23 protein-coding genes are annotated in these 22,351 nt (G+C 28.0%); 14 read left to right on the top strand and 9 right to left on the bottom strand.

The window, feature by feature from the left end:
• The first annotated feature begins 129 nt into the window (after positions 1-129).
• From WHD07_RS11350 to WHD07_RS11320, 7 genes are all read left to right on the top strand, one after another.
• A complete protein-coding gene (locus tag WHD07_RS11350; protein WP_343328478.1) occupies positions 130-969 on the top strand; it encodes a hypothetical protein in 840 nt (279 codons plus the stop codon).
• 97 nt (positions 970-1,066) lie between these two features.
• Positions 1,067-2,587, top strand: a complete 1,521-nt coding sequence (gene gltX / locus WHD07_RS11345; RefSeq protein ID WP_343328477.1) for a glutamate--tRNA ligase — start codon at positions 1,067-1,069, stop codon at positions 2,585-2,587.
• Positions 2,588-2,589: 2 nt separating this feature from the next.
• On the top strand, positions 2,590-3,135 hold the full coding sequence (locus WHD07_RS11340; protein ID WP_343328476.1) for a hypothetical protein: 546 nt from the start codon (positions 2,590-2,592) through the stop codon (positions 3,133-3,135).
• A gap of 158 nt (positions 3,136-3,293) precedes the next feature.
• Positions 3,294-4,220, top strand: coding sequence for an SPFH domain-containing protein (locus WHD07_RS11335; protein ID WP_343328475.1), 927 nt, complete (start codon positions 3,294-3,296; stop codon positions 4,218-4,220).
• Between the two features lie 74 nt (positions 4,221-4,294).
• Positions 4,295-4,612 carry a heavy metal-binding domain-containing protein gene (locus WHD07_RS11330; RefSeq protein WP_343328474.1) on the top strand — a complete coding sequence of 106 codons (318 nt, stop codon included), beginning with the start codon at positions 4,295-4,297 and terminating at the stop codon, positions 4,610-4,612.
• A 73-nt stretch (positions 4,613-4,685) separates the two neighbouring features.
• Positions 4,686-5,498 (top strand): LytTR family transcriptional regulator DNA-binding domain-containing protein, encoded by an 813-nt coding sequence (locus tag WHD07_RS11325; protein ID WP_343328473.1) that lies wholly within the window; start codon positions 4,686-4,688, stop codon positions 5,496-5,498.
• Positions 5,482-6,360 carry a LytTR family DNA-binding domain-containing protein gene (locus WHD07_RS11320; RefSeq protein ID WP_343328472.1) on the top strand — a complete coding sequence of 293 codons (879 nt, stop codon included), beginning with the start codon at positions 5,482-5,484 and terminating at the stop codon, positions 6,358-6,360. The genes WHD07_RS11325 and WHD07_RS11320 overlap by 17 nt, the downstream gene beginning before the upstream one ends.
• A gap of 201 nt (positions 6,361-6,561) precedes the next feature.
• Here the strand turns inward: WHD07_RS11320 and tatA are convergent, their stop codons facing one another.
• The 3 genes from tatA to rnr form a co-directional block, all read right to left on the bottom strand.
• The gene (tatA, locus tag WHD07_RS11315; RefSeq protein WP_343328471.1) at positions 6,562-6,750 is read right to left on the bottom strand and encodes a twin-arginine translocase TatA/TatE family subunit; all 189 of its coding nucleotides are present in this window, start codon (positions 6,748-6,750) and stop codon (positions 6,562-6,564) included.
• A gap of 56 nt (positions 6,751-6,806) precedes the next feature.
• Positions 6,807-7,496 carry a head GIN domain-containing protein gene (locus WHD07_RS11310; RefSeq protein WP_343328470.1) on the bottom strand — a complete coding sequence of 230 codons (690 nt, stop codon included), beginning with the start codon at positions 7,494-7,496 and terminating at the stop codon, positions 6,807-6,809.
• Positions 7,497-7,585: 89 nt separating this feature from the next.
• The gene (gene rnr / locus WHD07_RS11305; protein ID WP_343328469.1) at positions 7,586-9,811 is read right to left on the bottom strand and encodes a ribonuclease R; all 2,226 of its coding nucleotides are present in this window, start codon (positions 9,809-9,811) and stop codon (positions 7,586-7,588) included.
• A gap of 112 nt (positions 9,812-9,923) precedes the next feature.
• Between rnr and WHD07_RS11300 the strand changes: the two genes are divergently transcribed.
• The 4 genes from WHD07_RS11300 to WHD07_RS11285 all read left to right on the top strand — a co-directional run bounded on the left by WHD07_RS11300 (position 9,924) and on the right by WHD07_RS11285 (position 12,963).
• Positions 9,924-10,853 carry a diacylglycerol kinase family protein gene (locus tag WHD07_RS11300; protein ID WP_343328468.1) on the top strand — a complete coding sequence of 310 codons (930 nt, stop codon included), beginning with the start codon at positions 9,924-9,926 and terminating at the stop codon, positions 10,851-10,853.
• Between the two features lie 228 nt (positions 10,854-11,081).
• A complete protein-coding gene (locus WHD07_RS11295) occupies positions 11,082-11,255 on the top strand; it encodes a hypothetical protein (RefSeq protein WP_170062911.1) in 174 nt (57 codons plus the stop codon).
• Positions 11,256-11,962: 707 nt separating this feature from the next.
• The gene (gene rpiB / locus WHD07_RS11290; RefSeq protein WP_158839757.1) at positions 11,963-12,397 is read left to right on the top strand and encodes a ribose 5-phosphate isomerase B; all 435 of its coding nucleotides are present in this window, start codon (positions 11,963-11,965) and stop codon (positions 12,395-12,397) included.
• 125 nt (positions 12,398-12,522) lie between these two features.
• Positions 12,523-12,963 carry a GNAT family N-acetyltransferase gene (locus WHD07_RS11285; RefSeq protein ID WP_343328467.1) on the top strand — a complete coding sequence of 147 codons (441 nt, stop codon included), beginning with the start codon at positions 12,523-12,525 and terminating at the stop codon, positions 12,961-12,963.
• A gap of 118 nt (positions 12,964-13,081) precedes the next feature.
• Here WHD07_RS11285 and WHD07_RS11280 read toward each other — a convergent pair whose 3' ends face one another.
• From WHD07_RS11280 to WHD07_RS11270, 3 genes are read right to left on the bottom strand one after another with little or no spacing between them, the layout of a single operon-like run.
• Positions 13,082-15,610, bottom strand: a complete 2,529-nt coding sequence (locus WHD07_RS11280) for a TonB-dependent receptor (protein ID WP_343328466.1) — start codon at positions 15,608-15,610, stop codon at positions 13,082-13,084.
• Positions 15,600-16,514 (bottom strand): FecR family protein, encoded by a 915-nt coding sequence (locus tag WHD07_RS11275; RefSeq protein ID WP_105049687.1) that lies wholly within the window; start codon positions 16,512-16,514, stop codon positions 15,600-15,602. Before WHD07_RS11275 ends, WHD07_RS11280 begins: the two co-directional genes overlap by 11 nt.
• A gap of 59 nt (positions 16,515-16,573) precedes the next feature.
• On the bottom strand, positions 16,574-17,083 hold the full coding sequence (locus WHD07_RS11270) for an RNA polymerase sigma factor (protein WP_343328465.1): 510 nt from the start codon (positions 17,081-17,083) through the stop codon (positions 16,574-16,576).
• A 181-nt stretch (positions 17,084-17,264) separates the two neighbouring features.
• Between WHD07_RS11270 and WHD07_RS11265 the strand changes: the two genes are divergently transcribed.
• The 3 genes from WHD07_RS11265 (at position 17,265) to WHD07_RS11255 (ending at position 19,856) form a co-directional block, all read left to right on the top strand.
• Positions 17,265-18,317, top strand: a complete 1,053-nt coding sequence (locus tag WHD07_RS11265; protein WP_343328464.1) for a hypothetical protein — start codon at positions 17,265-17,267, stop codon at positions 18,315-18,317.
• Between the two features lie 94 nt (positions 18,318-18,411).
• Positions 18,412-19,194 (top strand): membrane metalloprotease, encoded by a 783-nt coding sequence (locus WHD07_RS11260; protein WP_343328463.1) that lies wholly within the window; start codon positions 18,412-18,414, stop codon positions 19,192-19,194.
• 77 nt (positions 19,195-19,271) lie between these two features.
• Complete coding sequence (locus tag WHD07_RS11255) at positions 19,272-19,856, top strand: porin family protein (protein WP_343328462.1); 585 nt, start codon at positions 19,272-19,274, stop codon at positions 19,854-19,856.
• Positions 19,857-20,134: 278 nt separating this feature from the next.
• On the opposite strand, the gene WHD07_RS11250 is transcribed toward WHD07_RS11255, so the two are convergent.
• Genes WHD07_RS11250 through WHD07_RS11240 form a run of 3 tightly spaced genes read right to left on the bottom strand, consistent with a single transcriptional unit; the run spans position 20,135 to position 22,350 of the window.
• Entirely contained in the window at positions 20,135-20,701 is a 567-nt protein-coding gene (locus WHD07_RS11250) for a pseudouridine synthase (protein ID WP_343331004.1), read from the bottom strand.
• Positions 20,702-20,705: 4 nt separating this feature from the next.
• On the bottom strand, positions 20,706-21,503 hold the full coding sequence (locus tag WHD07_RS11245; protein WP_343328461.1) for an alpha/beta hydrolase: 798 nt from the start codon (positions 21,501-21,503) through the stop codon (positions 20,706-20,708).
• A 58-nt stretch (positions 21,504-21,561) separates the two neighbouring features.
• A complete protein-coding gene (locus tag WHD07_RS11240) occupies positions 21,562-22,350 on the bottom strand; it encodes an aldose 1-epimerase (RefSeq protein ID WP_343328460.1) in 789 nt (262 codons plus the stop codon).
• Position 22,351 lies beyond the last annotated feature (1 nt).

Below are 22,351 nucleotides of genomic sequence, written 5' to 3'. Positions count from 1 at the left end.
AAAATAATAAGAATTTTAACGCAACCTTAAAGGTACATTTACATCTAATATTTGATACTTCTCACAATATTAAAGAGTTGTAAGTTTTAAAAAAAATAGACAACTAACAAAAAAATACATCTTTACACTATGAAAAATTTATCAAAACTTCTATTTTTATTTATTAGTATTTCTGCCTTTTCACAAGGTCCTTGGACACAAGAAAAAGGAAAATTCTACACCCAATTATCATTTACTACCATACCAAATTATAACGAATTATTTGGTGACCCGGATTATGCTATAGAAGGAAAAATAACAGATAATACCATACAACTTTATGGAGAATATGGTATTACTAACAACACAACTCTAATTGTAAATTTGCCTTATAAAATTATTAAACACAAAGAATTGGTAAATCCGTGTTTAGTTGGTCCTTGTCCAGAACATACAAATAAAGAAAACTCTTTAGGAAACATTGAAGTTGGTTTAAAACACAATTTTTACAAAAAAGATTGGTTGCTTTCCGGCCAGTTTTCTATAGAAACAAATACGGGTTCTTTTAATGAAAATTCAGGAATAAGAACTGGTTATGATGCCTTTACTTTCACTCCGCTATTTTTAGCAGGTAAAAGTTTTAATACATCTTATTTGCAAACTTTTTTAGGAACCAAAATTAGAACAAATAATTACTCATCTAACTTTAAAATTGGTGGAGAATATGGTGGTAAAATTTCTAAGCATATTTGGTTAATTGGTTTTCTAGATATAGAAAAGTCTTTTAAAAATGGAGACATTGATTTACAAAATTCTAATTCAGCAACAGCTTTATATGTAAATGATCAAGAATATGGTGTTGTGGGTGTAAAAGCAATTGGAGAGTTTTCTGACAATTTTGGAGTTACCGCAAGTTTACCCGCAGCTTTTTTTGGAAACAATGTTGCCAAACAAGTAGCGTTATCTGTAGGAATTTATAAAAAATTCTAAATAGTTTACAATATAAAAAACAACTTAAAAGCCTTTTCTAAAGGCTTTTTTTTATGCCTTTAGAAAACTATCTTTGCAATCATAAAAAATAGAAAAGATGGAATCTAATGTACGTGTTCGTTTTGCACCAAGTCCTACAGGACCTTTGCATATTGGTGGTGTAAGAACAGCTTTATATAATTATTTATTTGCAAAAAAATATAACGGAACTTTTGTACTTCGTATAGAAGACACAGACCAAACACGTTATGTTGCAAATGCAGAACAATATATTATAGACGCTTTAGAATGGTGTAATATTCCTTTTGATGAAGGCCCAGGAAAGAACGAAAAATTTGGCCCTTACAGACAATCAGAACGTAAAGAATTGTACAAAGAATATGCAGATAAACTCATTGAAACTGGTTGGGCATATTACTGTTTTGATTCTTCTGAAGCTTTAGACGCAGAAAGAAAAGCGCATGAAGCAGAAGGTAAAACTTTTATCTATAACTGGCATAACAGAGCAGGCGGAACTTTAGTAAACTCTTTAGTTTTAACTGATGAAGAAGTACAAAACAGAATAAATTCTGGCGAAAATTATGTAATCCGTTTTAAAACGCCTCAAGATGAGCTTTTAAGAATGGAAGATGAAATTCGTGGAAATATTAGAATTGATACCAATACTTTAGATGATAAAATTTTATTTAAAGGAGATGGTATGCCAACCTATCATTTAGCAAATATTGTTGATGATCATTTAATGGAGATCTCTCATGTTATTCGTGGAGAAGAATGGTTACCTTCTATGCCATTACACGTTTTATTATACAAAGCTTTTGGTTGGGATGCTCCTAAATTTGCACATTTGCCATTAATTTTAAAACCAGTTGGTAAAGGAAAATTAAGCAAACGAGATGGAGATAAATTAGGTTTCCCGGTATTTCCTTTAGAATATACAAACGATGTTACAGGTGATGTTTCACGTGGTTATAAAGAAGATGGTTATTTTTCTGATGCTTTTATAAATATGTTGGCTTTCTTAGGATGGAATCCTGGAACAGAACAAGAAATTTTTAATTTAGAAGCTTTAATAGAAGCTTTCGAATTAAAACGCGTTAGTAAATCTGGTGCAAAATTTAACCCAGATAAAGCAAAGTGGTTCAATCAACAATATATGCAAACGAAAGATGATGAATCATTGACTGAGTTGTTTTTGCCTATTTTATCAGCAAAAGGAATTACTAAAGACAAAGAATTTGTTTTAAAGGTAGTTGCATCTATTAAAGAAAGAGCAGTTTTTGTACATGATTTTTGGGATTTATCTAGTTTCTTTTTTGAAACTCCAACAGAATACGATGCTAAAGCTAGTAAGAAAAACTGGAAAGAAGGAACTGCAGAACTAATGCAAGAATTAATTACTCAAATTTCATCAATCGAAGATTTTACATCAGAAAATACAGAGAAAGAAATTAAAGAATGGATTACTGCTAAAGAAATTGGCTTTGGTAAAGTAATGCAACCTTTAAGATTGTCTTTAGTTGGTAAATTAGCAGGACCACATTTATTTGATATTATTGCAATGATTGGTAAAGAAGAAACTATTAAAAGATTAGAAAACGCAATCGAAAAATTATAATTATGAAAAATATAATCCTATTTATTTTACTGTTTTGTGCCATTACAACACAAGCACAATATGGATACGGCAATAGCCAAGGCCAAGGCAGACGTCAGAACCAAATGATGCAAACAGAACAAAAAGCACCAGAACCAAATTTTGATGTAGAAAGATATATAGGGATTGTAGTTTATGATATTGAAAAAGCAGCAAAAAAATCGAGCATTAAACTTTCTTCTAAAGAAGGACAAGAGTTTGAAAAAGTATTAACTAAATACAATAAAGATATTAAAGACATTACCAGAATTAATACTTTTGTATTAAGAAGTACCAAAGATATGGTAGAAAATTATCAGAAAAAAGTGATGTCAACTGGTGATAATTCTTCTCAGAAAAAGGTAATGACAACCATGAATGAGAACTTAAAACCTATTTCTGTAGTACTTAAAGAAGAAGATCTAAAATTAGATAAAACTATGAAGAATCTACTTTCTGAAAAGCAATATAAAAAATGGATTAAGTATAATAGAAAAATATATAAAGTTTTTCCGAAAGAAGAAGAATAAATTAAAATGTTAACTATAATAAAACCCTGTAAAATTAAATTTTTACAGGGTTTTATTTTTAAAAAAAAGTGTAACATATATATAAAAATGCGTCCTATGAATAACTACTGAAAATCAGTATCTTTACGTAAATCAAATTATTAATTAAAAAATAAACTATGTTATCTTCAATACCTATTATTATCGTACTTGGTGCACTTGTTCTTTTTGCTTCCTTTTTTATGGTAAAACAACAATCAGCCGCTATTATAGAACGTTTTGGAAAATTTCACAGCATTCGTCAATCAGGACTTCATTTAAAAATTCCTTTTGTTGATAAAGTTGCAGGAAAATTGAGTTTAAAAATTCAACAATTAGATGTAATTATAGAAACAAAAACATTAGATGATGTATTTGTAAAACTAAAAGTTTCTGTACAATACAAAGTAATTAAAGATAAAGTATATGATTCTTTTTATAAATTAGATTACCCTCATGAACAAATAACAAGTTATGTTTTTGATGTGGTAAGAGCAGAAGTACCAAAAATGAAATTAGACGATGTTTTTGTAAAAAAAGATGATATTGCTATTGCTGTAAAAACTGAATTAAATGATGCCATGTCTGATTATGGTTTTGATATTATTAGAACCTTAGTTACTGATATTGATCCAGATGCTCAGGTAAAAATAGCTATGAATAGAATTAATGCTGCAGATAGAGAAAAAACAGCCGCACAATATGAAGGAGATGCACAACGTATATTAATTGTAGAAAAAGCAAAGGCAGAAGCAGAAAGTAAACGTTTACAAGGACAAGGTATTGCAGACCAAAGAAGAGAAATTGCACGTGGTTTAGAAGAGTCTGTAGACGTTTTAAATAGAGTTGGTATAAACAGTCAAGAAGCATCTGCATTAATCGTTGTAACACAGCATTATGATACTTTACAGTCTATTGGTAGTGAAACAAACAGTAATTTAATATTATTACCAAATTCGCCACAAGCAGGAAGTCAAATGTTAAACGATATGGTAGCTAGTTTTACAGCAAGTAATCAAATTGGAGAAGCTATGAAAAATGCAAAACCTAAAAAATTAGATAAATAATTATATAAGATTTTACTTCACCTTTTATAACAACAATAAAAGGTGAATTTTTATAATAAAAAAATTAAAAAGAAATGATTGTAACAACTACACCCACCATAGAAAACAGACCTGCAACTCAATATTTAGGTATTGTAACAGGAGAAACCATTATTGGAGCAAATTTTATTAAAGATTTCTTTGCAGGAATTAGAGATATAGTAGGTGGTCGTTCTGGTTCTTATGAAAAAGTTTTGCGAGAAGCAAAAGATTCTGCTTTAAAAGAAATGCAACAAATGGCAAATTCATTAGGCGCAGAAGCTATTGTTGGCGTAGATTTAGATTATGAAACTGTAGGTTCTAATGGAGGAATGCTAATGGTTACAGCCTCTGGTACAGCTGTAAAACTATAAATAAAACTAAGTTTATAACAAAACACTTAAGGTAATTAATAATTATTTTTTATTTTTTACCAAAAATTAAGCTTTGATAAAACCTTTTAGTCTAGAGACTTTTATTATAAATAAGTTATCAATAACTGTATTACACGGACTATTAGTTTTTCTATTTTTAAACGTATTTAAACCTTTTAAATTATATCTATTAAAAGAACATTTATTTGGGTATACTATCTTAATGGGAATCTTAACCTTTATACTTCCATTTTTAATATTTGTATTCTTAGAAAAAATAAATTATAAAAAATGGACTATTGGATCTCTTGCTCTATTATCTATTTGTTTTTTAGTAATTTATAATTACATTTTATGGTTTTCAAGTGGTATTTATAAAGATATTACTGGTTTAGTTAAATTAAGTTTTTTACTCTTTTCTAAGTACTCTTCTAGCTTAGCTATACTATCTTTTGCAACCATATTTTTATTAAATGATTTAATCCTAGATTTTAAAAAAAAGAAAAAAAATAATCAGATAAAAGCACAAGAAATAACAATCTATTCAGAAAATAAAAAAGAAAACTTACGAGTAAATATTAATAAATTAATTTATACTTCTGTAACTGGTAATTATACAAGTTTTCATATAATAACTGAAGAAGGAGTTAAAGAAGTAGTTTTAAGAAATTCTTTATCTAATGTGCTTCTTCAAATAAAAAAATTTCCTACTATTTTTAGATGCCATAAATCTTATATAGTAAATACATCATTTTTTAATACTTTAAGTGGAAATGCAAGGGGGTATTATTTAGAATCTGAATTATTAACAACACAAATTCCTATTTCTAGAAGTTTTAAAAAAGAAGAACTTAAAAAATTAATTTTCAATGAAAAAAATTATTAATTGGCTTTCTATACCTTATTATTTTAATCCATCGGTAAAATTTAAACTTAAAATAAGTTTTTTTCATGGATTATTTATATTTCTTTTTTTATATCTTTTTAAACCCTTTTATTTAAATCTATTTGAAGTAATTATTTTAGAATATACTTTAGGTATAGGCATTATTACATGTTTAGGTACTTTTATTTTTTTATACATACCTGCACTTATTTTTAAAGAATACTTTAATGAAGATAATTGGACTATTGGTAGAAATCTACTTTTAATGGTTGTAGGGGTTACATCAGGTAGTGTACTTTTATGGTATATTACTCAAATATATTCTGAGACGTATCAACTAATAAAAATTAGTTTTTTAGAATTTCTTTTTTACACTTTTTTAGTAAGTTTAATTCCATTAATCTTCTTTATATTTTTTAATGAAAAAAAGATAAGAATTAGAAGAGAAAAAAAGGTTTCTGAAATTAAAGAAATTAAGAAAGAAAAAGAGATTGATCTGATAATAGAATTAGCCAAAGAAATTAGCATCTACTCTGATAACGGAAAAGAAAATATTACTTTCCTTATAGATAATTTAGTTTATGTAACTTCTCAAGGAAATTATGCAAGTTTCTTTTTAATAAATAAAAATAACGAGTTAAAAGAAAAAATATTAAGAGTTACTTTAACAAAAATAGCAACTGAATTAAAAGAGTATTCTAATATCATTAGATGCCATAAAAGTTATATCGTAAATATTGATTACATAACAGATATTTCTGGAAATGCAAGAGGCTATTTATTAAAATCAGATTTTATTTCTACAAGTATTCCTGTATCAAGAAGTTTTTCTAAGCAATCTTTACAAAGATTGATACGTTAACCCTTCCCATTTATCCCAAATACCCCTAAAAAGTTCCTGTTTACAACAAATTTTTTAAAATATCAATTATGAAATCTATATTTGTTGAACATAAAAAAGGATTAAAAATTTTGGGGGATTTTTTTAATTCAAAATACAAAAGCTCAACTTGTTTATACAAATTGAGCTTTTTTTTTATGATTATAAAAAAGAATTAAACCGTTATTTCTTCTCTTCTATTTTATCTTCTGAATCTTCTTTAGCAGCGTTTTTAAACTCTTTAATTCCACTTCCTAAACCTTTCATTAATTCTGGAATCTTTTTTCCACCAAATAAAAGTAAAACTACTACTACAATGATTATTAATTGAGGTCCCCCAATAAATAGAAAATTTGTTGATAAACTATACATGTTTTATTTAATTTAAGAATACAAAGATACAAAAAAGCATATAACAGATACTCTAGTTAATTTCTTTTTTGAATAATACCACCAATAACTTTTTTATCTTTTACTACTTCTGGATTTCCTTTGTAAAATATAGATCCTCCAAAACTTACTTTAGCACTTAATGTTTGTCCTGCTAAAATTTCTGCCTTAGCTCCTGTACCCGCAAAAACATTACAGTTACCTGATGTTTTCATACCAAAACCATTGTAAATACCATATAAATCTACTTCTACTTCTTGGTTTTTTGTACTACCAGAAAGTTTTACGATTCCTCCAGAAGAAGTTTTAACGGTAAGATATTTAACTTTTGTTGTTAAGTTGATAAATGCTCTTTCTTGTGCGTTTACTTCTAGTTTATCTTGGTTAAAATCTTTACCAGTTATCGTTGCGCCCTCGTTGGCATCTAAAATAGCGATATTTTTGTTGTAATAAAGTTTTATTAGAATTTTACCATCTGCGGCATTATTTTCTGGTTTTAAAGAAAACGGTAATGATAATTTTAAGGTGTTATTTACATTCTTAATTTTTACCTTTTCAGATTTTTCTCCGGTGATTTCTAATCTTTGATCAGAAGATTTAATCAACTCTAACTCTATACCATTATACACTTTTAACTCAGTATAATCTCCTAAATTTTTAGTAATAGTTGTTTGTGCAGCTAATGTAAAACTAAACATTAGTGTGCAGATAAATACTATTTTTTTCATTGTTTTAAAATTTAATTACCGTGTTTAAATCAATAAACATACCACTATAAAAACTTAATAACGTTTATATAGTGGCAAAATTGCTAATTTTATTTTTCTATTAAACTAAAATCTAAATGTTTTCTTTCTAAATCGGTATGTTTTACCCTTACTTTAACATCATCTCCTAACTGGTACAAATTTTTAGTAGATTGCCCAACAATAGCATACTGTTTTTCATCAAAAATATAATAATCACTTTTTATATCTTTAATTCTAACCATTCCTTCACATTTATTAGACGTAATTTCTACATAAATACCCCATTCTGTAACACCTGTTATTACACCATCAAAAATTTCATCTTTATGATCTTGCATGTATTTTACTTGCATGTACTTAATAGATGATCTTTCTGCTTTAGAAGCTAGTTCTTCTCTATTAGATGAATGTTTACACTTTTCTTCATAAGGATCTGATTTTGGCGAATCTCCGCCATCTAAATAATGTTGAAGCAATCTATGTGTCATTACATCTGGATAACGTCTAATTGGCGATGTAAAATGGCTGTAATAATCAAAAGCCAATCCGTAATGACCAATATTTTTAGTGGTATACACTGCTTTAGACATGGTTCTGATGGTTAAAGTTTCTATCATATTAGATTCTGCTTTACCATGTACATCACTTAATAACTGATTTAAAGAGTCTGAAGTAGCTTTTTTAGTATCTGTATTAATTTTGTAACCAAATTTACGAACCATATTTTCTAAAGAAGCTAACTTTTCTACATCTGGCTCATCATGCACTCTGTAAATAAAAGTTTTATTGGTTGCTTTTCCTTTAGAAAAACCAATAAATTCTGCTACTTTTCTGTTTGCTAATAACATAAATTCTTCAATTAATTTATTAGCATCTTTAGATTCTTTAAAGAAAACACCTACTGGGTTTGCTTCTTCATCTAAATTAAACTTCACTTCTACTCTATCAAAAGAAATTGCACCAGCTTTCATTCTTTTTTTACGAAGAATTTTAGCCAATTCGTCTAACTTTAATGTAGCTCCTACAATTTCTGGAGTTACTGTGTATTCTTTATCAATGATAGAAATATCTTTAGGCATAACGTAAGGCTGCACATCGTCAGATAACTTTACATTTTCTATAATAGATTGTGCTTCTTCATACGCAAAACGTTGGTCTGAATAGGTAACGGTTCTACCAAACCACTCGCCTACAATTTGTGCTTTTTTATTCAATTCAAAAACAGCAGAAAACGTTAATTTTTCTTCATTTGGTCTTAAAGAACAAACTCCGTTAGATAACATTTCTGGTAACATTGGTACCACTCTATCTACTAAATAAACAGAGGTTGCTCTTTTATAAGCTTCATCATCTAAAATAGTTTTAGGCTCTAAATAATGCGAAACATCTGCAATATGAATTCCTATTTCATAATTACCATTTTCTAATTTTGTAAATGATAATGCATCATCAAAATCTTTTGCGTCTTTAGGATCTATGGTAAAAGTTAAATCTTTACGCATATCTCTACGCTTAGAAATTTCTTCTTTTGTAATTTCTATCGGTAAATTTTGTGCTTCTTTTTCAACCTCTGGTTCAAATTCAAAAGGCAAACCATATTCTAATAAAATAGAATGCATTTCTGTATTATGATCTCCTGGTTTACCAAGAACAGTTGTAATTTTACCAAAAGGATTTTTAGAGTTTTTTGGCCAATCTAAAAGCTTTGCCTGAACTTTATCGCCATCTACTGCGCCATTCATTTTACTTTCAGAAATAAAAATATCTGCATACATTTTGTTGTTATCTGGCACTACAAACCCAAAATTTTTGTTTTTGTTTTTTTGTAAAACTCCTACAAATTCTGTTTTTGCGCGTTCTATAATTTCTACAACGTCTGCTTCATATTTCTTTCCATTACGTCTTTTGTAAACAAAGGCTTTAACAGTATCGTTATGCAAACCTTTACCTAAATTAATATTCGGAATAAAAATATCATCTTCATAATCATCCGTAATAAAATATCCATTACCTGTAGATGTTACATCTAAAGTACCAATAGAATATTTTTTATCAACATTAATTTGAAACTTACCTCTTTCTACTTCTTTTATTTGTTTTGTTGCAGCTAATTCTGCTAATTTCTTTACTATTTGGGTTTTACCATCAGTATCAGAAATTTTTAATTTTGCAGCTATTTGCTTATGATTATAAGTTTTTTCGCTGTCTTCATTTAATACTTTAAATATATTTCTGGTTAAGTCTTTTACAACATTCCCTTTCTTTTTATATATTTTTTTCTTCTTTTTTGTCATTAATTCTTACTTCTTATTATATACTACCAAATTACAATTTTTTACTGTGATTTTCATTAAAAAATAGTTATCAATCTAATATTGAATTTTGGCTTTAATTTAATTATTATTTATGTCTCAATTAGACAAGTTTAGTGTTTATAATTCTTGGTTTATAATTGCAAATCCTATCGCTGGAAATCTAAAATTTTCTATACAGTGGAAGGAAATTAAACAATTATTAAACAACAAGAATATAGATTATTCTTTTGCTTTTACACAATTTTCTAAACACGAAATTGAATTGGTACAAAACGCTATTCAAAAAGGGTTTAGAAATATTATTTCGATTGGTGGAGATGGAACACTACACAATGTAGTTAACGGAATAATGATGCAAAGGTACGCAAAAACTTCTGATATAACTATTTCTGTGATACCTTTAGGAACTGGCAACGACTGGATAAAAACATATAACATACCTAATAACATAGAAAAAGCTGTAGAAATTATCCATAAAAAGAACACGATATTACAAGATATTGGTGTTTTAAAAACCGAAAGTAAAACTATCTATTTTAATAATGTGGCTGGTTTAGGATACGATGGTTATATTGTTAATAAACTAAAAACTTTAAAACGTTTTGGATCTATTGCGTACTTAATAAGCGGAATAACAGGTTTACTATTTTATAAAAAAACTATTTTTAAAATTATTTTTGATGATAAAGTTATAGAAACTAATTGTTTAATGACAATTATTGGTATTTGTAAATTTTCTGGTGGTGGAATGCAGTTTACAGAAAATGTAAATTCTTCGGATGGTTTATTCGATATTACAATTGCTAAAGACTTAACAATTTTAGATTTATTTTTTAATCTTAAAAAATTATATTCAGGAAAAATTGTGCATCATAAAAAAGTAGAAACCCATAAAACAAAAGCCATTAAGGTTATTCCACAATCTTCTAAACCGTTTATACAAGCTGATGGAGAATTAATTGGAACTGGTACTATTTCTGTTGATATTGTTGAAAAAGCCATTAATTTTTGTGTTAATTAATAATAGATTTGTTTTTAATATATATTTAATCCCATTTTTCAACGGGATTAAATAAAAAGTTTTTTAAATTATAAATCTCGCTTAAAATAGTGATTAATTAACTTACTAATTATATGCAGTACCTCCTAGTTTTTAAAATTTAAATTTCAATAAGTTAAAAAAATCTTAATTTTTGTGTAACGTTTTATAAATCAATACGTCTATATAAGAAAGGAACCAATTATTAAGATGAAAAATCTACGTAAAATCATTGCTTTATTCTTATTTATATTTATTACAGGTATTGTTGTTACGGTAATGAGTATAAATTCTTCTTTAAATAACAACAATGTTGAAAAGGAACTCGTAGAAATTCAAAAAGATACTTTATCTCTCTTAAATGCTGAGAAAAAAACAGTTTAGTACTTTCATCTTTTATTTCAATCTCTTCTCTACTTTATAAATTCTTTTTCAAAGAAACTTTAAATGAAGTAATCTCATTAAAGCAATTTTAAAAATTTTACTTTACTAACAGTTATCAACATTCTATATTATAATTATATTTTCTTTTTAAATTTAAAAAAAACAATAATGGTTATAATAGTGTGTGAATAGCTACTATAAAAAAATCACTTTTTATTTTCTTTTTTGAGTTATTAAAAATCATTGACAAGTTATGAGTTACTTAAAAGCTTAAAAATCAATTTAATTTTAGAGTTATTAACAATAGTTATAAACAGTAGTTCACTTAAAATTCTTAATAGTTAACATTAAAATCTATGTAAACAAATGGTTAATTTTATGTTGATAAACTTTTATCAAAAACTCATAAAAAAAGTTGTGTATGTGATAGTACTCGTTGTATTGTAATATTTTTTTTAAATACCAAATTTACTTGTAAAAGTTTACCGATACTTCTTAACAATTACCTAACATAGCTAAAGAGTTAAAAATTAATTAGTTATTAAAAAAGCTATTTTTTTGATTGTTTATAACTGTTGATAACCATAAAAAACTATATTTTTGTTGATGTAACTATGTCATTGCGAATGTAATGAAGCAATCTGTTAATTAATAAAAAGATTACTTCGTCATTCTTCTTCGTAATGACAATATATAAAAATTAAATTATGACAATTGCCATTGGTAACGATCACGCCGGTACAGAATACAAATTCGAAATTATAAAACATTTAGAAGAAAAAGGATATAAAGTTCTAAATTTTGGAACCGATACAAATGCTTCTATGGATTACCCAGATGCAATTCATCCAACTGCAGATGCTGTAGAAAGTGGTAAAGCAGAAATGGGTATAATTCTTTGTGGTTCTGGTAATGGAGCGCAAATGACTGCTAATAAACACCAAGGTATTAGAGCTGCCTTGTGTTGGAATAATGAATTGGTAGCCTTAACAAGACAACATAATAATGCAAACGTTTTAACGATTCCTGCACGTTTTGTGTCTTTACAACAAGCATTAGGCTTTGTAGATATTTTTCTTTCTACAGAATTTGAAGGTGGAAGACATGGAGATAGAGTACAAAAAATTTCTTGTGCTGGATAAATAACTTTTTCCGATACAAAATTTAAAAAGAATCACTCGAAATGATAATCTGTTAATAACTGTTGTTTTTTGAGTGATTTTACTTTTTTAGCCAAAAAATAAAGAGAATATTAAGACTTTAAATAATGAATTTTCAAATAAAAACCTTCTTAGAGTTAACAACTACAGAACTGTATCAAATACTTCAATTACGATCTGAAGTTTTTGTGGTAGAACAAGATTGTGTATACCAAGATGTAGATTTTAAAGATCAAAAATCTTTGCATGTTTTTGGTACTAAAAATGATAAAATAGTGGCCTACACGCGTATTTTTAAACCAGGAGATTATTTTACTAACAGTAGTATTGGTAGAGTTGTGGTAGCTGCACCCGAAAGAAAATATGGCTACGGACACGATTTAATGAAGGCGTCTATAGAAGCGATAAAAACTCATTTTAAGGTTGCTGAAATTACTATTTCTGCACAAAAATATTTAAAGAAATTCTACGAATCTCATCATTTTATTCAAATTGGTGAAGAATATTTAGAAGACGGAATTCCGCATATTAGAATGAATAGAAATTAATTAGTTTTCATCCAACTTGTCATTTCGACGATAGGAGAAATCTCATAAACTTACTCAACTTTAAATTTCTACTTTTCAATACTTAAAGGTGATAAAATTTTAGGTAAATTATTTTCTTTTAAAAACGGACTCTAAAACTTAAGTTAGGTGTAAAAGGCAGTGAATAATTGTCTACTCTTCTTACATTATTTTGGCTATTATCATCTACAACATAATAAGAATCTATTGTATTTTTTTTATCTGTAATGTTGGTAAAACCAAGACGAATAGTTGCTTTTAGCGCATCAGAAAAATCTAATTTATAGCTTCCAGAAAGATCTAATCTAAAGAAATTAGCTAAATTTTCTTGGTTAGGATTGTCGTAATTTACAATGGTTCTATTTCCGTTTTGTATGGTTTCATTTCCTAGAACAGGTTTTGTATAGGGTTTACCAGAACGTAAAACACCACCAAAAGACACTTTTAATTTTTTAGTAAAACTGTAATTAAATGCAGCACTTACAGAGTGAGAAATATCTAAACTATTGGCAAAGGTTTCTGGAGAAAAAATATCGAAAGAATACTCATTTTTAGAATAGGTATAACTTAACCAAGTACTAATATTTTCAGTTTGTTTATTTACTAAAAATTCAACCCCTTTTACCTCGTAATTACCAATAGAATTAAAGGTTTGTATGTTGTTGTAAAAACCTTGATTTGCTGCTGTAATTCGGTCTACTTTTTTATAAAAACTTGTAATATCTACGTATAATTTATCTTTAGCATAGGCAGTACCAAAAGATACTTGTTTGCTTTTTACTATAGGGATATTTTCATCGTCAGAAAGAATCCATCTTCGTTTTTCGATGCCTAAAAAATTTTCTTCAAAATCTACTTTTTGCGCCGTTGTTTGGTTTTTTAATTCACCTTCTAATTTTAAAGAAAAGGCAGTATTTAACTGTTGTCTTATATTAATTCTAGGTTCAATTACAAATTTATTAAACTTATCAAAATAGTTTGCACGTACTCCAAACCTAGCATAAGTATTGTTTTTTTGATATTCAATTTCAGAATAAAAAGCACTTTTTAATAACACTTTTTTTTCTGTAGTAGAAAAAGTTGGTGCGTTTACAGTGGTGGTATTTCTAATGCCTATTTCATTAAATACCAATCCGTTAGTAAAAAATAAAACATCAGAAAATTCGTATTTAGAATTCAGTTTTATTTCTGTTTCTAAGACATTATTAAACTGCGTTTGAAACTGATCAGTATCATTATTAAAATCTGATGAATTAATTTTATAATCTGAATAAAAGGCAGATAATGTAGTAGAAAATTTGGCATTCCAATTTGCATCCCAACTAATTTTTGCACCTACATTTTCTTGTTTTAAAGCACTATTTTCTTCAATAAGTGTATTATTAGAAGTGTATTGTTCTTTATAATCTAAATTATTTTTAATGTGGATAAAATTAGTTCTTATGGCATGATTATAATTAACATCATATAAAACTTTAAAAGAATAATCGTAGAAATAAAAATCTGATTCTGTGTTATTTACAATATTTGAAGAAATAGAATTATCCTGAAAACTTCTAGAGAAATAATTGTTATATGTTGGTGTGTTAATAACATCTGTAAATGATCTTCTTGCAGAAATATGTACTTCTAAATTCTCTTTTAGAGGTACTTGTACAAAAGCATCTGCACTTAATAAATTAAAACCGGCACCACCAGAAAATTTATTGGTAATTCTGTTAGAAGTTTCCATATTTATGGTAGATGAAACTCCGTCTGAAAAAGTACTACTTGTACCATTTTTAGTCACAGAAACCTTCTTTGTTAAATACGGATTGTAAGCAGAAATAAGTCCGAAAAAATGACCAGCATGGTACATTTTTATTCCATCCCAAAGAATTAAATTTTGGTCGTTTGTACCGCCTCTAACGTTAATATTAGAAATACTTTCGTTTACACTTTCTACACCTGGTAAAATTTTAATAGTTTGTAAAATATCAGGTTCTATTAAACCCGGTAAAATTCCGAATTTTTCGGTATTTAAAACCGTACTTCCATCAGTACTTTTTTGCAAACCAGCAGTTAAAAAACGCGGCATTATAATTTCTGATAATTGCTCTAAGGCTTCTTCTAAAAACAATTGTTTACAACTGGGTAAAAACAATTCTTTAGCCGCAAAATTTTTAGTTTTAAAACCGATAAAAGAAATATTTAAAGTAGCATTTACAGGCACATTTTTTAAATGAAAAACACCGTTATTATTGGTTGTTGTTCCTAATTTATAGCCATTTACTTTTACAGAAGTTAGTAATAAAGGTTCTAGCGTTTTGGCATCTAAAACGGTACCGCAAATAGCAATGGTTTTGTTTAAAAATGAAACGGTTACGTATCTATTATCTAAAGTTTTAAACTGTAAAAATGTTTTTTTGTTTAAAAATGATAATAATTCATCAATAGAAATTCCTTGTTTTGGTTGTGGTATAAAAATGTCTTTTACATCAGTATCTGAATAAGAAAACTTAATATCGTAACTTTTTTCTAATGTTGATAACAAGGTAGAAAGTGCAATTTTATCAGAAGAATTCTGAGTAAAAACAACACTTGTCATCAATAATAAACAACATAAAAGAAGACGTATTTTAGTGATCATAAGTATAGATAGTAATTTTTTTACCATCAATTTTATAAGACAATTGCAGCGGAATTGTAATAGATTTTAAGGCTACATTTATATCTGAATGTGTAAAACCACCAGAGTATAAAATATCTAAATCGATGTTTTTAGTTTCAATCGTATAATCAAACTGATTTTCTATTTCTTGCAATACAAAACGCAAAGCAGTACTTTTAAAATTAGACTCTTTTTGCAACCAAGATTTCTCGCTAATATCAAACGTATTGTTGGTATCAATAACACCATTAACTACTTTAAAAATAGTACCTTTTGGTAGTTTTACAAGGGTATCTTTATAAGCAACACTTACCAAACCTTCGTAAGTTTTTACTTCAAAATAATTAGTTCTTTCTTTTACGTTAAACTGTGTACCAAGCACGGTTACTGCTCCTATTTGAGTATTTACCGTAAACTTTTTTCCTTTTTCAACCTTAAAAAAAGCTTCTCCCTTTAGGGTTAAATTTCTACTATTTTTCCAATCTTTTTTAGAATAGGTAATTTCTGAGTTTGCGTTTAAAATTACTTCAGAATTATCTGGTAAATTAAAACTTTTTGTTTGTGCAAATTGGGTTTTAAAATTAGCTTCATTATTAAAAAGTAGAAAATACGATGTTGTTAACAATACAACAATTGCAGCAGCATATTTGTAGAATTTTTTAAAATTAAAGGAAACAACTTTGCCTTTTTTAGTGGTGTTTTTTGTCTTTAATTTTAAGTCCGCAAGGGCTTTTTCTACATCTACTTTTGGTGTTTCTATTTGCGTGGAATAATGTGCAATTTTTTCTAGAGTAGTAAAGTCTTTTGTTTCTTTTAAACGCGTCAATTCTTCATCAGAAATATCTCTGTTTAGCCATTTTAAGATGTCGTTTTCGTTTTCCATTTTTTGTACTTCTATATATGTAACAACTAATACGTAGTTTACCCTACCTTACATTGGTATTAAATTCCGTCTATGTTAGTTCTTAATTTTTTTAATGCTGATGACATTCGTTTTTCTACTGCTTTTTGAGAAATTTCTAACATTTCTGCAATTTCTCGGTATTTTTTACCATCAATTCTATTCATTAAAAAAACCTCCCTCTCACCTACTGTTAAACCTGCAATGGCATTTTTTAGCTTGTTTTTAAATTCTTCTTCTTCTAATAAATAATCTGGACTTTGGTTATCTACATCTAAATAAGGACTACTTTTTGCATATTCAAAAACTACCTTTTGATGCTTTACTTTATTAAGAAAAAGATTGTTAATAACTGTAAATAAGTAAGACTTTGCTTTCGTAAAATCGACTTTAGCGCAATGTTCCCATATTTTTATAAATGCTTCTTGTGCTAAATCTAAAGACGTATTTTTATCACCAGACTTATAGAATGCAAAATTACTTGCAGATTGTATATGAGAAGTGTAAAACTCATTAAAATAAATTTCGTTACAAAGAGATTTATTAGTCATATAGGGGTTTTAAATAATAAAAATAAAAAAAAATTAAAACAAAGGTAGGGTAAATAAATGTTTAGTTGTTTTACTTACAGAATGACAAAAAAATAATCATTCTAAAAAAAAGGTAGGGTAAAATAAAACAAAGTTGTTTTACTCATATAAACAAGAAACATTAATTATAAAATTTATTAAAATGAAAACATTAAAATTAATTACAGCAATTGCTTTTACAGTACTATTAGGATTTACTTCATGTCAATCTGAAGAAAGTAAAGAAATAGGTACCAATCCAAATGCTAATTCATCTACATCACCAACCGCTTCTAATTATGAAAGAGCAGCTCAAAATGATGGTTCTGATGATGATTTTTTAGACGGAAATTCTTGTACTGAATTATTATTTCCTTTAACAGCTACTGTAAACGGACAACAAATTACCTTAATTAGTAAATTAGATTTTTCTTTAGTTTTAGATATTATGGGAGAATTAAATAACGATGCTGATGTTGTAACTTTCAATTTTCCTATTAGTGTAAAAACAAGTAATTATACAGAAGTTGTTGTTAATAACCAAGCAGAATTTGATGCTTTACAGCAAGAGTGTGAAAATGCAGAAGCACAAGGAAAAGGTGCAATTTCTTGTATAGATATTAACTTTCCGGTTACCATGTTAACTTATGATATTAGTTTAGAACAAACCGGAAGTGTGGTTGTACAATCAGAAAAACAACTGTATACGTTTATGACAGATTTACAATCTGATGAGTTATTTGCCGTAAATTATCCAATAAATGCAACTTTAAGTAACGGAACTGCTGTAACAATTAAAAGTGATGCAGAATTTCAAAATGCTATTTCAGAATGTGTTCAATTTGAAGATGAAAAAGACGATGCAGCAACTACAGCAGCAGAGGTTGAAGCTATTTTAACAGGAACAAAATTTAAAGTAGAAACTTTTATTACAGCGGGTGCAAATACTGCAAACGATTATGCAAATTGGTCTATAGAATTTACTAACGATTTAAAAATTGTGGCTACAAATGTAGTTAATGCTGCACTAGGAGAAGTAGAAGGAACGTATACGGTAAGTTCGGAAACAGAAGCTTTTGTAAATATTAATTTTGCTAGTAATACCGCACTAAGTGCTTTAGGAAATGATTGGGTTATTAGCTCTTTTACTAACACCTTAATTACATTACAAAGCAAAACAGATGCTTCTGTTACTTTAGCATTTAAGAAAATTTAAAAAGGAGAAGTAGTAGTAGGTTTTAGTTAGTTGATGATAACTTTACAACTATTATTCCCGAAATTTTAGTTGTAAAGTTTTAAATAAAAGTAAAATGAAAAATATTTTTTTAAGTGTAATTTTAGTGAGTAGTATCCTTATTTCTTGTTCGTCAGAAAATGAAGAAATAATAGATGGAGAAACAGGTAATACCGTTAATGTAGCTACAAATAGACAAGCTACAGGTTCTTCTGCTAACGATTTACTTTCTGCAAATACCTTTAAAAAAATGATTGTAGAACTTTCATATATAGAAGGTTTTAAGCCTTCTGATGCAGCCATTAACAATTTTAAAAGCTTTATTACTAACAGAACTAACAAACCAGAAGGAGTAACATTTAGTATTAAAGAAATAGCCGCTACAAACAAAGAAGTATATACTTTAGATGAAGTAGTAGCTTTAGAAAAAACAAACAGAACTACTTATAATTCTGATACAACAATTGCTGTTTGGGTATTATTTATCAATGGTAAATCTTCTAGTGATACTAATTCTAGCGCAATTTTAGGTTCTGCATATTGGAACACTTCTTTTGTTATTTACGAAGAAACAATTCATGGTTTAAGTAACAGTGCTTTTGAACCAGAAAGAAGCTTATTAGAATCATCTGTAATTCATCACGAATTTGGCCATATTTTAGGGTTAACAAATTTAGGAACCGAGTTACAAAGTGATCATGAAGATACAGAACATCCAAAACATTGCGATGAAAAAGATTGTTTAATGTATTGGGCTGCAGAAACTAGCCAAGGAATTGGTTCTATGATTACTGGCGGACAAATACCAACTTTAGACGCACAATGTTTGGCAGATTTAAAAGCCAATGGCGGAAAGTAAAAATAAAGGTAGGGTAAAATAAAGTTGAGTTGTCTTATATACGAGAACAATAAATATAAACTTTAAAATTATTTAAAATGAAAACATTATATATAACAATAGCATTATTAATTACAGGTCTTTTATCTGTAAAAGCACAAGATAAAAATAGGGCTACAGCAGGTATTAAAGGAGGATATAATATCTCTTCAGTTAGTTTCGATGGAAGCTCAGAAACGGGTAGGTTACACGGATATCACATAGGTATTTATGGCGAATCTTACATTGGTAAATACCTTTCTATTCAGCCAGAAATTTTGTACTCTAAACAAGGTTATAAAATTATAGATGATAACGGAACGTACACACAAAAGTTAGATTATATAAATGTACCATTGATGTTAAAATTATATCCTGTAAAAAGTTTTTTTATTGAAGCAGGACCACAAATAGGATTTTCAATTTCGCACAAAGAAACCTTTGATGCAGGTTTTATTCTATATGATACATCAGAAGAATTTGAACCTAGTAATTTAGATTGGGGTGTAAATGTAGGAACCGGTTTTAAGAGTGATGGAGGCGTAAGTTTAGGAGTAAGATACCATTTAGGTCAAAGTGATGTTTATGACCAAGACAAGCCAAAAAATAGAGTATGGCAGCTCTATTTAGGATTCGAATTTTAATCACAGGGAGATAGCCAAGGATTTAATTACCAGATTATTGTATCGAAATTAAAAAACATGTTTCGGAAGCATACGTCGTACCCTTGGGTCTAGGGTGTTGATTCAAAAAAGGGAGATAAATAATTATTTATCTCCCTTTTTTGTCATCTTATAAATTAAGTAACCAAAACCCACTAAAAAGTGTAAAATGATTACTGCCGCAACTATATATAAAGTGGTGTTAGAATTATTCATTTTGCAAAAATATAAAGATAAATACTTTTTTTTTGTGATGAATGTTACATTAGGGTATCAACTTCTTTTACACCACAAATTTCTAAATCTCCCAAAGTAATTTCTCCTATTCTAACACGAATTAGACGTAAAGTAGGCAAACCTACAGCGGCAGTCATTTTTCTTACTTGTCTAAATTTACCTTCTGTAATAATAATAGAAACCCAGCTTGTTGGTCCGTGTCTTTCATCCCTAATTTTCATGCTTCTAAGCGGAAATTTAGGATCGTCTATTATAAAAGCTTTACCAGGTTTTGTTATGTATTTTTTGCCATTAAAACCAATTTCTACTCCGGTTTGTAATTGCTCAATTTCTTTTTGGGTAATAACTCCATCAACCTGAACGTAATATTCTTTTTCGTATTTATGAGATCTAATTTCTGCAGAAACTTTACCATCAGTTGTTAATAATAGTAAGCCTTCAGACGGAACATCTAAACGACCTATAGCCATGGTTCCTTTTGGAAAATCGTGTAATTCTCCTAATAATTTTTTCTTCCGCTTTGCGGGATTTACAAACTGAGAAATCATTCCCCAAGGTTTGTGAATTATAAAATGACGATGGTTTTCTATCAATTTATTGAGCTTTTAAAGAAGATAAAAAACTATTAAAAGAAGCCCAATAAGTTTCATTACCTTCCGTAGTTTTCCATAATGCTCTAGAACCGTGAATACCTTTTACTTCTGGTATAAAATGAGTTAGATAAATAGGGTTTATTTTATTAACCAAAGTAGTTACGCCTGCACTTTCACTTTTAGAAGAAGTAACAAAAACAGGTTTTGTATACGTACTTATGGCTTTATTTATATCGATACCTTTAAAATATTCACCAGGACTAAAAGCTGCAACTGCTTTAATTTTAGAATTATTTTCTCCCATTAAAAGAGCTAAAGAAGAAGAATAAGAACTACCAACTAACAAAATTTGTTTTCCTCCATTTTGTTGATATATGTAATCTATTGCAGCTTCAATATCTTGCCTTGCATCTAAATAAGTAAGCCCTAAACCTTTTGTTTTGGCAGCAATTGCTGTTTGGTTATCTATAGTATTTACAGTGTTGCCAGAACGTTGATCTATTGCCATTACAGAATATCCTAATTTATTTAATTCTATGGCAGTATCTTTATATTCTCCTCTACTATAACCCGCCTGATGGCATAATAAAACAGTAATAGGCGCTTCTTTAATTTTATAAATATCTGCAGTAATTGGCAAACTATCTTTAGAAGGAAATGTAATGGTTTCTTTTTCTAAATTAGGTTTTGTTTCTTCTTGTATTGTTTTATTTTCTGACACAACATTAGTTGGAGTTGTCGGTTTATTTTTACAAGAAAAAAGTAAGAGTACGCTAAGAATTAAAGAATATTTTATCATTTTGTTTAGGATGAAGTTTTAATATTTATAAATTTGATAACTAAGTTTTTTAAAGAAATTATAAGACTTTAATTGTTACAGAAAAAGTATTTTTTCCTTCGGATAAACGCATGTTTTCTTCAGAAAATTTTTGGTCTGTGTAAGAAGTATACTGTGTAATTGGTTCAATACAAAGCATGTTATCAACTTCTGTCCATAACATAAAATTATCAAAGTTTTTTGTAGTAATTTCTATGTCGTTTTTATCACTATTTTTTAAGATGATTTTATCAGCATTTAAAACCGGGCAAGCATTTGAACCCGCTTTATAAACATCTGCCAAAGTAATTTCTGTATCGTTAGAAATTAAGGTTTCAGTACCTGTATTAGATAATAAAAATGCAGGATGATAGCCTAACATAAAAGGCATTCCTTTTTCTGACTCGATGATAAATTGGATATGTAAAACATCGTTTTTTAAGGTAAAATTCTTTTCAAATGTAAAATCGAAAGGCCAAAAAAGTTTTTCTTCTGTAGATTTTACAGGAAATTTACTGTTGTTAATAAGTGTATTCTTTTTGTATTTTTTGATGAATTTTGCACTGCTTTCATCCGAAGAAATTAAAGAATAATCCATTTCTCTTAACAAACCATGTTGATCTAAAATAGCATCACCATTTTTGGTATGCACTCTAAAATTATTTTTAGAAGTTGGGCCAATTACCGGAAACATTTCATCGTCAGCATTACGCCAACCTTTACTTCCTTTTTGATGAATATACTCTTGGTTGTTTTTCTGAAAACTAATTAGTTCTCCTTTTTCGATTTTAATAAGAGAGTTTACGTTTTTTAGTATAATAATACTCATT

Origin of the sequence: Polaribacter staleyi (genome assembly GCF_038024045.1) — a bacterium.
Classification (GTDB): Bacteria; Bacteroidota; Bacteroidia; order Flavobacteriales; family Flavobacteriaceae; genus Polaribacter; species Polaribacter butkevichii.
Note: the sequence above shows the minus strand (reverse complement) of the source record. Positions and strands in the feature narration are given on the sequence as shown.

Bases quoted from the DNA above. Each gene is read 5' to 3' on its own strand.
- WHD07_RS11340 (WP_343328476.1), top strand. From the start codon at position 2,590: ATGAAAAATATAATCCTATTTATTTTACTGTTTTGTGCCATTACAACA.
- WHD07_RS11280 (WP_343328466.1), bottom strand. From the start codon at position 15,610: ATGATCACTAAAATACGTCTTCTTTTATGTTGTTTATTATTGATGACA.
- WHD07_RS11330 (WP_343328474.1), top strand. From the start codon at position 4,295: ATGATTGTAACAACTACACCCACCATAGAAAACAGACCTGCAACTCAA.
- WHD07_RS11300 (WP_343328468.1), top strand. From the start codon at position 9,924: ATGTCTCAATTAGACAAGTTTAGTGTTTATAATTCTTGGTTTATAATT.
- WHD07_RS11320 (WP_343328472.1), top strand. From the start codon at position 5,482: ATGAAAAAAATTATTAATTGGCTTTCTATACCTTATTATTTTAATCCA.
- WHD07_RS11335 (WP_343328475.1), top strand. From the start codon at position 3,294: ATGTTATCTTCAATACCTATTATTATCGTACTTGGTGCACTTGTTCTT.
- WHD07_RS11285 (WP_343328467.1), top strand. From the start codon at position 12,523: ATGAATTTTCAAATAAAAACCTTCTTAGAGTTAACAACTACAGAACTG.
- WHD07_RS11245 (WP_343328461.1), bottom strand. From the start codon at position 21,503: ATGATAAAATATTCTTTAATTCTTAGCGTACTCTTACTTTTTTCTTGT.
- WHD07_RS11275 (WP_105049687.1), bottom strand. From the start codon at position 16,514: ATGGAAAACGAAAACGACATCTTAAAATGGCTAAACAGAGATATTTCT.
- WHD07_RS11260 (WP_343328463.1), top strand. From the start codon at position 18,412: ATGAAAAATATTTTTTTAAGTGTAATTTTAGTGAGTAGTATCCTTATT.
- WHD07_RS11265 (WP_343328464.1), top strand. From the start codon at position 17,265: ATGAAAACATTAAAATTAATTACAGCAATTGCTTTTACAGTACTATTA.
- WHD07_RS11350 (WP_343328478.1), top strand. From the start codon at position 130: ATGAAAAATTTATCAAAACTTCTATTTTTATTTATTAGTATTTCTGCC.
- WHD07_RS11255 (WP_343328462.1), top strand. From the start codon at position 19,272: ATGAAAACATTATATATAACAATAGCATTATTAATTACAGGTCTTTTA.
- gltX (WP_343328477.1), top strand. From the start codon at position 1,067: ATGGAATCTAATGTACGTGTTCGTTTTGCACCAAGTCCTACAGGACCT.
- tatA (WP_343328471.1), bottom strand. From the start codon at position 6,750: ATGTATAGTTTATCAACAAATTTTCTATTTATTGGGGGACCTCAATTA.
- rnr (WP_343328469.1), bottom strand. From the start codon at position 9,811: ATGACAAAAAAGAAGAAAAAAATATATAAAAAGAAAGGGAATGTTGTA.
- rpiB (WP_158839757.1), top strand. From the start codon at position 11,963: ATGACAATTGCCATTGGTAACGATCACGCCGGTACAGAATACAAATTC.
- WHD07_RS11270 (WP_343328465.1), bottom strand. From the start codon at position 17,083: ATGACTAATAAATCTCTTTGTAACGAAATTTATTTTAATGAGTTTTAC.
- WHD07_RS11295 (WP_170062911.1), top strand. From the start codon at position 11,082: ATGAAAAATCTACGTAAAATCATTGCTTTATTCTTATTTATATTTATT.
- WHD07_RS11310 (WP_343328470.1), bottom strand. From the start codon at position 7,496: ATGAAAAAAATAGTATTTATCTGCACACTAATGTTTAGTTTTACATTA.
- WHD07_RS11240 (WP_343328460.1), bottom strand. From the start codon at position 22,350: ATGAGTATTATTATACTAAAAAACGTAAACTCTCTTATTAAAATCGAA.